Annotated in this window: 9 protein-coding genes and 1 pseudogene; all 10 read right to left on the reverse strand. The window is 61.9% G+C overall.

Annotation, left to right across the window (positions count from 1 at the left end; all coding sequences use genetic code 11):
- Positions 1–145: thiamine pyrophosphate-binding protein (locus PMI29_RS31130; protein WP_007998169.1), on the reverse strand; the 145-nt coding region annotated here is incomplete at its 3' end.
- A gap of 10 nt (positions 146–155) precedes the next feature.
- Entirely contained in the window at positions 156–2,255 is a 2,100-nt protein-coding gene (locus PMI29_RS14820; RefSeq protein WP_007998171.1) for an acetate--CoA ligase family protein, read from the reverse strand.
- A gap of 18 nt (positions 2,256–2,273) precedes the next feature.
- Positions 2,274–3,434, reverse strand: a complete 1,161-nt coding sequence (locus PMI29_RS14815) for an acyl-CoA dehydrogenase family protein (RefSeq protein ID WP_007981552.1) — start codon at positions 3,432–3,434, stop codon at positions 2,274–2,276.
- 40 nt (positions 3,435–3,474) lie between these two features.
- Positions 3,475–4,266, reverse strand: a complete 792-nt coding sequence (locus tag PMI29_RS14810) for an enoyl-CoA hydratase/isomerase family protein (RefSeq protein ID WP_007998173.1) — start codon at positions 4,264–4,266, stop codon at positions 3,475–3,477.
- Between the two features lie 353 nt (positions 4,267–4,619).
- Positions 4,620–6,044, reverse strand: coding sequence for an amino acid permease (locus PMI29_RS14805; RefSeq protein ID WP_007998176.1), 1,425 nt, complete (start codon positions 6,042–6,044; stop codon positions 4,620–4,622).
- Between the two features lie 208 nt (positions 6,045–6,252).
- Positions 6,253–8,508: a hybrid sensor histidine kinase/response regulator gene (locus PMI29_RS14800; protein WP_007998177.1), complete on the reverse strand. Its 2,256-nt coding sequence runs from the start codon at positions 8,506–8,508 to the stop codon at positions 6,253–6,255.
- Positions 8,505–9,278 (reverse strand): substrate-binding periplasmic protein, encoded by a 774-nt coding sequence (locus tag PMI29_RS14795; protein WP_007998179.1) that lies wholly within the window; start codon positions 9,276–9,278, stop codon positions 8,505–8,507. The genes PMI29_RS14800 and PMI29_RS14795 overlap by 4 nt, the downstream gene beginning before the upstream one ends.
- Before the next feature lie 5 nt (positions 9,279–9,283).
- Positions 9,284–10,000 carry a response regulator gene (locus PMI29_RS14790; RefSeq protein WP_007998181.1) on the reverse strand — a complete coding sequence of 239 codons (717 nt, stop codon included), beginning with the start codon at positions 9,998–10,000 and terminating at the stop codon, positions 9,284–9,286.
- Between the two features lie 92 nt (positions 10,001–10,092).
- Entirely contained in the window at positions 10,093–10,740 is a 648-nt protein-coding gene (locus tag PMI29_RS14785; RefSeq protein ID WP_007981565.1) for a TetR family transcriptional regulator C-terminal domain-containing protein, read from the reverse strand.
- A 246-nt stretch (positions 10,741–10,986) separates the two neighbouring features.
- Positions 10,987–11,171, reverse strand: a pseudogene (locus PMI29_RS0130125) (class II aldolase/adducin family protein); the annotation flags it as partial.

Raw genomic sequence — 11,171 nt, forward strand, 5'->3', positions numbered from 1 at the left:
TCAAGACGTGGCGGATGCCGCTGCCGGGCAAGCCACGATACAGCTCCAGAGTGTGTACGCCGGGTATGCCGAACACGGTATCGACGCCGTAGTTGGCCAACAGACGCACCAGGGCCTGGCCACCGGTCAACGTTTTGCTTTGCATATTCATGTCCTCACTCGTGGCCGAGGCGAATCAACGCATCGACCGCAGTCGTGCCTTGGGCACCGACCAACAATGGGTTCACATCGAGTTCCAGCAACTGTGCGGCGTTTTCGCAGGCGTAATCGGCCACGGCGCGGATCGCGGTCACCAGGGCGTCGAGGTCTGCGGACTCGCGACCACGGAAACCTTGCAGCAACGGCGCACTGCGCAGGCTGAGCAAGGCCTTGCGGATGGCGCCGTCGGTGGTCGGCAGCAACAGACTGCGACTGTCCTTGAGCAACTCCACCAGAATGCCGCCGGCACCGATCACCAGCGCGAGGCCGAAATCGTTTTCGCGTTTGATGCCGACGATCAGTTCGGCCAGTGGCGGTTTGGCCATTGGCTCCAGCAACAGTTGATCGAAGGCTACACCCGGCGCGTAAGCGGCAATGCTGCTGTGCATTTTTTCCAGGGCTGCGCTCAATGCCGCGCCATCCTTGAGGTTCAGCGCCACGGCACCGGCCTCGGTCTTGTGCGGCAGCTGTGCGCTAACGGCTTTCAAGACCAGCGGATAGCCCAGTGATTTGGCCTCCTTAAGGGCTTGCTCCGGGGTGCTCAACACGCCGTTTGGCGTCGGCAGGCCAAAGGCTTTCAAAGCCTGTTTGGAATCCCATTCATTGAGCAAGCGCCCTTCGCCTTCCAGTGCGTGTGGGCACAGCGGCACCAGTGCCGATTCGCCCAGCGCCAACAAAGCCTGGCGATTGCGCTGATAACCGGCGATGCGGCCCCACGCGGCCAATCCGTCTTCAACGCCCTGCAAAGCCGCGACGCCTTGTGCGTGCAGACGTTCACGGGCATGGGCCGGCAGCAACTCGGGGAAGGCCGAGGTGACAAAACCGGTCTTGCCGTGACGTTGCAGTGCCGCGCAGTACAGCTCCAGCAGCAGGTCACATTCCTTGCGCTCGCCGGTGAACTCCGACGGGTAGTCGAGTACCAGCATCGCCGCGTCGGCTTCGGTGCGCAGGGCGCTGTCGAGCATGCGGTTCAAGGCTTCACCATCGCCCCAGATGGCCGTGGTGAAGTCCAGCGGATTGACCAGGTTGGCGTAACTCGGCAGCACCTGTGCGAGTTCGCCGACCTGTCCTTGATCGAGCTTCGGCAGGCCCAGGTCGTTGCGTTCGGCGTAGTCGGCAATCAGCCCTGCGTCGCCGCCGGAACAGGCCAGCGCGATCAGGCTAATGCCTGCCGGCAGGTTGCCGCAGGCGGCGGCCTTCAGGGTTTCGACAAAACTCACCGGGCCGCTGACGCGGATCACCCCGAGACGGTCGAACAACGCGTCGTACAGCGCATCGGAACCGGACAGCGAACTGGTGTGACTCAAGGCCAGTTCGGCGCCGATCTGCGACACGCCGGTTTTCAGAGCAATGATCGGGATGCCCTTCTCCAGCGCCTTGTGCGCGGCCCGGGCGAAACCCGGGACGTTTTTCAGCCCTTCCAGGTGCAAGCCGATGGCGGTGACCCGCGGCTCGTCGAGCAGCACGTCCATCAATTCGGCGACGCCCAGTTGCGCCTGATTGCCGACCGAAGCCATGTAGGCCACCGGCAGCGAGCGGTCGCTCATGGACAGGTTGTAGGCGAAGTTGCCGCTCTGGGTCAGCACCGCCACGCCCTTCTCCACCGCTTTGCCACCGTGGGCCACCGGCCACAGCGCGGAGCTGTGCAGGTAGTCGAGCAGGCCGTAGCAGTTGGGGCCGAGCAACGCCATGTCGCCTGCCGCCTGGAGCAATTGCTGTTGCAGGGCCTGGCCTTCGGCGCCGGTTTCGGCGAAACCCGAGGCGTAGCAGATTGCCCCGCCGGCACCGATGGCGGCCAGTTCGCCCACGCAGGTCAGCGTCAGCTCGCGGTTGGTGGCGATGAACACGGCGTCCGGGCCGCAAGGCAGCTCGGCAACGCTGCGCACGCACGGCACACCTTCAAGGCTGTCGTGCTGTGGATTGACCAGCCACATTTGCCCTTGGTAGCCACCTTCGGCACAGCGCTTGAGGGCGCGCGCCATGCTGCGGCCACCGACAAACGCGACGTGTTGCGGTGCAAGCATGCGTTTGAGGTTGTCACGAATCTTCTGGGACATGGTTGTTCTCCGGTCCGATCAGCGCAGCAACGGCCGCAGCAGCTCGCGGGAAATGATGTGGCGCTGGATTTCCGAAGTGCCTTCCCAGATCCGCTCGATCCGCGCGTTACGCCAGATGCGCTCCACCGGACCTTCGTCCATCAGGCCCATGCCGCCGAAAATCTGTACCGCTTCATCGGCGGTACGGCCGAGCACTTCACTGGCGAACAGCTTGGCCATGCCGGCCTCGCCATCGGTCATGGTGCCCTGGTCCATTTTCCAGGCGGTGTGCAAGGTCAGCAGTTCGGCGGCGCGGATTTGCGTGGCCATGTCGGCCAATTTGAACGACACGCCCTGGTAGGTGCCGATGGGCTGGCCGAATTGCTTGCGGTCCGCCGCCCATTGCAACGACACGTCCAGTGCGCGCTGGGCCTGACCGACGCAGTTGGCCGCGACCATCACCCGCCCTGCCGTCAGCCAGGCGTTGGCCACATCCCAACCCTTGCCGACTTCGCCCAGCACTTTGCTGGCCGGCACACGGCAGTCGTCGAAGAACATTTCGAAGGTATGGTAACCACGGTTGCTCACGCACTTCGGTCCACGGCGAATGGTCATGCCCGGGGTGTTGCGGTCGACCAGGAACGAGGTCACGGCGTTACGCTTTTTGCCGTTGTGTTCATAGGTGTCGGTCACGGCAAAGACAATGGCGAAATCGGCATGCCCGGCGTGGCTGATGAAATGCTTGCTGCCATTGAGAATGAAGTCGTCGCCTTCACGCACGGCGCGGGTCTTGATCGCATTGGCATCGGAACCGGCACCCGGCTCGGTCAGGGCGAAGCAGTCGATTTTCTCGCCCTGGATGCACGGCAACAGGTAGTCGTTGATCTGGTCGCCAGTGCAGGCCATGAGGATTTTCGACGGCCGCGCGACAAACACGTGCAGTGCCCAGGACACCTTTGACAGCTCACGTTCGATCAGCGCCTGGGACAGGTAGTCCAGGCCACCGCCGCCCACTTCTTCGGGCATGTTGAAGGCGTAGAAGCCGGCTGCAATCGCCTTGCCGCGAATCTGCGCCGCCAGTTCCGGGGAGACCTCGTCGGCGCGGTCGACTTGCTCTTCATAGGGCAGCAGTTCCTTCTCGACGAAGCTGCGTACCGAGTCCACCAACATTTCTTGTTCTTGGGTCAGTTGGAAATTCATGCTGCTACCTGTTGTTCGTGTACTGAAAGAAGTGTGGGAATCAACGGCCGACGAAACGTGCCGGACGTTTTTCCATAGCGGCGCGCAGGGCTTCGTTGCCGTCTTCGCTGCGACCGCAGAGCAGGCCCGCGGCGAGTTCGGCTTGCAGTTGTTCCGCCAGGCTGCGATCGGCGCCTTCGCGCATGAGTTTTTTGGTCTGGGCGAAGGCGAACGTCGGCCCGGCGGCCAGGCGTGTGGCCAGTTCGCTGGTGACCGTCAGCAACTGATCGTCGGCACAGACATCGCCGACCAGGCCGGCGTCGAGGGCGCGGTCAGCACCCCACAGCTCATCGAGGAACAGCAGGCGCTTGGCCTGCTCGCTGCCGATCAGGCGTGGCAGGTGCCAACTGGCGCCGGCATCCGGCGAGTACGCCATGCTGGTGTAGCCGGCCTTGAAGCGCGCCGATTGCCCGGCGATGCGCAGGTCGCAGCACAGGGTCAGGTCCATCCCGGCGCCGACGGCGGTGCCATTGATGGCGGCGATGGTCGGTTTTTCCAGACTGTGCAGGCGCGTCATCAGGGCGTGGGCGGTTTCGGTCCAGCCATAGGTTTCCAGCGCGCCCCGGGCTTCGGCATCGGCCCATTCATCGAGGTCGGCGCCAGCGCAGAAGCTGCGGCCACTGCCCGTCAGAACCACCACGCGCACCGCCGGATCGGCATTGAAACCGTCGAGCAGGGTGTGCAGGTTTTTCAGCGTCGGAATGTCCAGCGCATTGCGCTGGGCAGTGCGATTGAGGGTGATCCAGGCAACGCCTGCTTCGACCTGGCTAAGCAGCGACGATTGAGTGGTCATGGGAATCCTCGAATTATTGTGATTGGTCTGAGGTGATGCGACTTGAGGCCATACTAAACGAGTGTTCAGTAAGGCGGCAATCTGCGGGGAAATGGGCTGTAACAAGCTCTAAAATCAGATAACACATTGGTTTTATTGAATTATTTCTGGATGAAAGCGCTTATGCCATTGGCGCTGTTACAACTTCGAACAACTGCTGACAGCTGGTAGGTCGTCGATTTACCGATCGCCACAAACCACTGTGGGAGCGAGCTTGCTCGCGATTGCGGTGGATCAGTCAACAGTGATGTTGAACCTGATGCCGCCATCGCGAGCAAGCTCGCTCCCACAGGGAATGTGTTGGATTGAAGGAATTAAACAGTCGGCAAGCTCGGTGCCAGCACGCCCTGACGCTTGCGATGAATCAGGAAGTAAGCGCCATAGCACAGTGCAATGAAGCCAAAGCCCCAATACAGCGACGGACGCTGGGTTTCATCCAGGGCCAGGAACACGAATAGCGAGCAGCACAGCGTGATGCACATCAGCGGCAATACCGGGAACCACGGCGCGCGGTATTTCAGGTCGCTGAGTTTGCCGCCGTCACGCAGCCAGGCCTTGCGGAACTTGTACTGCGCCAGTGCGATGACGATCCAGGTCACGGTGCCGGACATGCCGCTCACTGCCATCAGCACCATGAACAAGGTGTCGGCGGCGACGAAACTGGTCATCAGCGACACCAGCGCGAAGCACAAGGTGATGCTCAAGGCACGCAACGGCACGCCACGCTTGCTCAATGGCGAAAGACTTTTCGGCGCCATGCCGGTTTTCGACATTGCCCACAGAATGCGCGTCGAGGCATACAGGCCGGAGTTGCCCACCGACAGGATCGCGGTGAGGATCACGAAGTTCATCAGGTCGGCGGCGTAGGGAATGCCAACCATGTCGAACACCTGCACGAACGGGCTTTCCATCAAGCCTGCCTGCTGCCAAGGCACGATGGCCGACAGCACGACAATCGCCAGCACATAGAAAATCAGCACGCGAAACACCACGTTGCGTACGGCGCGGGGAATGCTTTTTTCCGGCTGATCGGTTTCACCGGCGGCCACGCCCATGATCTCGCAACCCTGGAACGCGTAGACCACGGTCATCATCACCGCGAACACCGCTGACAGGCCATTGGGGAACAGCGAATCACCGATCAGGTTGGTCGCCATCGGTGCCGGTGCGCCGCTGCTCAGGGGCATCACGCCGAAGATCACCAGCACGCCGACCACGATGAAACCGAGAATCGCCGCAACCTTGATCCCCGAAAACCAGTATTCCGCTTCACCGAAAGCGCGGGTGGCCATGGCGTTGATGCCGAACAGCACCACCACGAACAGCGCCGACCAGTACCAGATCGGCACCGTCGGGAACCAACGGGTCATCAGCATACCGGCCGCAGTGAATTCCAAACCGACGGTGGTGGCCCAGCTCATCCAGTAGACCCAGCCGATCATGAACCCGGTGGCCGGGCCGATGTATTTGGTGGCGTGGGTCTGGAACGAACCGGACACCGGCATCTGCACCGACAGTTCACCCAGGCAGACCATCACCAGGTACATCAGGAAACCCGCGACCAGGTAAGCCAGGATCGCCCCCACCGGGCCGCCCTGATTGATGGTCACGCCGGAGCCCATGAACAACCCGGTGCCGATGACTCCGCCCAGGGACAACATGAAAATGTGCCGGCTCTTGAGGGCACGGGTCAGCTGGATGCCTTTTTGATGGGTGCTGCGATCAGTGTTTTCGTTCATGTCGACACCTCAGCAGTCGATGAGGTGAGCAGCGCGCGACAGGACGTCACGGCGCAGGGAGGGATCAGCTTTACGGCAATTCATTATTATTATCTCCAATAAGCTTCGAAGACCGCGCTGCGGCGGTTGCGTCGATTATTGGAAAGCCATGTAAGTTCGCGTTGACCGTAAGGATCGAAGTTGTACAAAGTCGTAACAAACTTGTACGTCAGCTCTGCAACAGGCCTTTGAGGGTCTGCAGCGAGTGTTGCAATTGCTCATCCAGTGCGGGGTTCATGTGGCGGATCGCCGATTCATCGTTGCCCAGGGCCAACGTCTCCAGAGACCTGAGCGTCGTGGCCAGTGAGCGAAAACCCAGCGAATCGCAGCTACCGGCCAATCGGTGCGCCAGTTGCGCGACCTCGGTGCAGTCGTCGGCGGCAATGGCTTCATTCAACGCATCGCGGTGCTGGAGAATCGAGTCGCGCAGCACTGCCAGCAGACTCTGGACCTTTTGCTCGCCGAGCAGGTTGCGATGGGTCTGCAACAGCGGCCAGTCCATTGTCTCATCGCTCAGAAGCGACTCGGCGACGGGCGCATGCCCTTCCAGCACCTGGCGCAGATTTTCCAGCTTCAAGGGCTTGGCCAGGACACCGTCCATGCCGGCCTCCAGATAACCGCGCACCAGCGCCGGCTGCACGCTGGCGGTCAGGGCGAAGATGCGGGTGTGGCGATTCGGCCCATCGATGTTGCGGATCTGTCGGCACAACTCGACGCCGCTGATGCCCGGTAGATGCACGTCCAGCAACAACAGATCGAAAGCCTTCGCCGCGCAGAGTTCCAGCGCCTGCTCCGCCTCTTCGGCCAGCCATACCCGGTGACCGTCCCGTTGCAGCAAACCCTTGGCCACTTCGCGGTTGAGCGCCACGTCTTCGACCACCAGGATGTTCAGTGCCGGTCCCGCTGCCCGCACCGGCGCGACTTCAACCGCAGTGCTGGCCGGCTGCAAGGACAGCTCGAACCAGAAGCAACTGCCGCGCCCCACTTCGCTGTCCACGCCGATGCAGCCGCCCATCTGCTCCACCAGATGTTTGCAGATCGCCAACCCCAACCCCGTACCGCCAAAACGCTGGGCCACTTCTTCACTGGCCTGGGTGAAACGCTCGAAAATCTTCGCCTGCATCGCCGGGGCAATACCGATGCCGTCGTCAGTGACGCTGACCCGCAGCCGCTGCCCGGTCTGTTCGCCCGTTTCGCTGAGAAGTGCCACCTCTACGCTGACTTCGCCGCCTTCGGTGAACTTGATCGCGTTGGCCAGCAGGTTGCTCAGCACCTGGCGCAGGAACTGCTCGGCGCCGTGGTGATGTTCGGCAATTCGCTGATCGACCCGGCAACTCAGGATCGTGTCGTTGTTCAGCGCTCGCGGTTCCAACAGTGTCAGCACTTCATCAAGCAACTGGCGCAGCGAGAAATCCACCGGTTCGGGATGGCTGACGCCCTCCTCCAGCTTGGCGAAGTACAGCACTTCATTGAGGATCGTCAGCAAGCCTTCGCCGGCCTTGTGCAAGGCATCCAGGCGTTTGCCGTCCTGGGCATCCAGACGCGCACCGCGCAGCAATTCGGCCATACCGAGGATGCCATTGAGGGGTGTGCGCAGTTCGTGGCTCATGGTCGCCAGAAACCTCGACTTGGCGAGGTTGGCCGCTTCCGCATCGTCTTTGGCACGCATCAGGCTGGCGGTACGGCGCTCGACCATTTTCAGCAGCTCGTCACGGTTGTCCTGCAAGGCCAGGCGATCGGTTTCCCGGCGCTCGATATCCCACAGGATCGCCCGGCGCATGTCGTCCAGTGCGTGGGCCACGGTGTCGATTTCGTCGCTGCCGCGACGCTTGTCCAGGTGCAGGGGTTCGTGCCATTCACCGGCGGCGATGCGCCGGGCAAACTCGGCCATGACTTTCAGGTGCCGGGTCACCAGTCGATAAAACAAGCCCGACAAGGCAACGGCCAGACCGCATAGAAACACCGCCATCCACAACAGGCTGGTCAACCCGGTGGCGTAGAGACGTTGGTACACCGCTCCCAGATCGGTACTGACCTCCAGTTCGCCCAGGTTGCGCAACGGGCCGGACGGCGGCTGATAGTCCAGGGCAAAACGCTCGATACGCAGCGGTCCCGTGGGATCCGGATTGCCCTGTATCAGGTCGAAATCGGCGCTGGTCAAATGCACCCGCGCGACGTCGGAGAAGTCCACCAGCCCGCGCAACTGCACGTTCAGCTGTTCCTGGTTCAAGTCCCACAGGCTGCGTTCCAGGCTGGCCAGATAACCGGCGCGGATGAGTTCCATGCGCGAGTCGATGTCGCGCATTTCCCGTCGATACTCGATGTACAGTTGCACGCTGCTGGCCAGCACGGTGAAGCACAGGCTGAACAGCAGAATGAACAGCAACAGGCGTCGCAGCAGTCCACCAGGACGCGCGCGAATCATTGCGCATCCGCCGGCAGGTGGATCATGTCGCGGTAGGTTACTTCGCTCTCGTTGAGCCAGCGCTCGATGTCACCGGCGTCGACCATGCGTTGCAACTGCGCATCGATCTCGGGCATGCGATTGGCCAATGGCGAGCGCCGTGACACGGCGACCCGCAAATAATCCACGTTCAATGCCTTGGGCAAGGCAACGATGTCATGGCCGCCGGGCAGGTTTTCCACGTACAACTGGCCGGTACGCCGCTCCTGGGTGATGAAGTCGATGCGCCCGCGAATCAGCTTGCCGAAGTTCTGGTGGCTGTCGGAGACCCATTCGATATTGTTGTTGCGTGCGACCATGCGATCGAACTCCACACCGTAGCTCTCGCCGAACAACAGACCGCCACGGTAACGGGCCAGGTCGTCCAGTTGTTCGAATTTCACCGGATGCTGGCGGTTGATGAACAACGCCACTTCTTCACGCAGTACCGGCACCGTCGAGAACAGCATGCTTTGCTCGCGTTGCGCAGTGCTGTAGGCCAGCACCACGTCGACCCGGCCTTCGGCGGCGTCCAGCAGGCAGCGTTTCCAGTTGCCCAGCACGACAATCTCGACCTCGTAACCCAACTGGCCGAACAGGTTTTTCACCACGCTCGGTGCCAGGCCGCGCACCTGTTTGCCATCGCTCCAGGAGATCGGCGGGTACACCGGGTAATCGCAATAACGAACCTTGTCCGCCGCGACGGCATGGCCGGCCACCAGCATCGCCAGCAGGCAAAGCCATCGCGCCATCAGGTTCAGGCCGCCACGCCGGCGGTAAACAGGTAACCGGCACCGTGAATGGTGATGATCAGCTGGGGTTCGGCCGGATCGTCGTGCAACTTGCGACGCAGACGCCCGACCAACACGTCGATGGAACGGTCGTTGGGCACCCATTCGCGGTTGCGGATCTGGTCCATCAACTGGTCGCGGCTGAGGGTGTGGCCGCTGTTGCGCAGGAACACGCTGAGCAACTGGTACTCGCCGTGGGTCAGCAGGGTTTCATTGCCGGACGGATCGATCAGGCGACGGCGGTCGGTGTCCAGCGCCCAGTCGGCGAACTGCTTGACCGGTTTGGCCACCGCAACGGCCGGCTGTGGCGTTTGCGCATGACGTACCCGGCGAATCAGGTTTTTCGCCCGGGACACCAGTTCCCTTGGATTGAGGGGTTTGATCACGTAGTCATCGGCGCCGCATTCGAGGCCGACGATGCGGTCGATTTCATCATTGCGCCCGGTGATCAGGATGATCCCGACTTCCGAGCGCACCCGCAGCTCGCGGGTCAGGGTCAGGCCGTCCTTGCCCGGCAGGCGGATGTCGAGCATTACCAGGTCTACGGTCTGGCTGGCCAGAAAGGTTTCCGCCAGTTCCGCCGTGGCGGCGCAATGGACGTCGTAGCCTTCCTGGGACAGGTAGGCGTGCAGCAGATCGCGAATCAGCGGATCGTCATCGACGATCAATACCCGAGGAGTCATCGCTTGGTGTCCGGCTCAGGCCCGAAGGCCAGTTTCTTATTAGAGTGTTTTCCTGCATCGGCGCCAGAGAGTATCCAGTGCTGAACGACTGATCAACAGTCGCTCGTCTGTACGCAAAAGCGCTGGCGTCCGCCGGCCTGCAAACCGTCGACCCAGGCTTCGCAAATCTGGATGCCCTGCTCCGGTGTGAAGGTGCCGGGGTTTAGTCCGGACTCCAGCCACAAGCCATCGAGCAAGGCGCTGAGACTGATGGCGGCGAGGTCGGCGTCGAAGTTTTCCCAGCCCTCCTCCTGGGCCAGTTCCGCCAGCACCTTGCGCAAGATGCCGCGATACTCGCCATAGGAATGATCGTGGGCCTGGTTGATGGCCTCGGCGGTTTTCACCGCGCCCCAGAACGCCAGCCACGCATCGATCAGTTGCGGATCGAGCAATTCGGCGGAAAACGAACCGCGGAAAAACGCTGACAAACGCTCCCGGGCATTCGGTGCGGCTTGCTCCATGGCATCGCGCAGCAGGGTCATGACCCGCCCGGTGATTGCCATGTAGGCCTCGGCCACCAGTTCATCCTTGCCGGAATAGTGATGGCTGATCAACCCCACCGAGACCCCGGCCTCGGCGGATATCTTGCGGATCGACGCGCCCTGGAAGCCGTGACGCTTGAGGCACACCAGCGTCGCCTCGATCAGGTTGGCTTTGCGCAACTCCGGTTCCATACGGGAAAAACGGGCTTCCTGGTTCATGGGCGACACGCTCCTTGGTTCAATCGTTTAGGCCTGCGCGGGTTAGCGGCGGGCTGAACGACTGTACAGCAAGAGCGAGCCATTTCTCCAGTCAGTTGCCCGTCTGATAGACCGTGGCGCGCCCATCGCGAGCAAGCTCGCTCCCACAGGGTTTTCTGTTGGTCGCAGATTTTGCGTACGACGCAAATCCCCTGTGGGAGCGGGCTTGCCCGCGAAGAGGCCCGCCTGAACAACCGAAAACTTCGATCAGTCCCGATACCCAGGCGCCACTCGATCCAGCATTCGCAACAACGCCGCCCACGCCAATTGCATGGCATCCGGATCACTCAACTCCCCATCCTCCAACGGCCGCCCAGGATCATTGAACTGCCGCTCGGTGTGCGCGCAGACCTCGGCCGGCGGCAGAACAACTTCACCGGCAGCTTGCGCCG

This window comes from Pseudomonas sp. GM49, from assembly GCF_000282355.1.
Taxonomy (GTDB): domain Bacteria; phylum Pseudomonadota; class Gammaproteobacteria; order Pseudomonadales; family Pseudomonadaceae; genus Aquipseudomonas.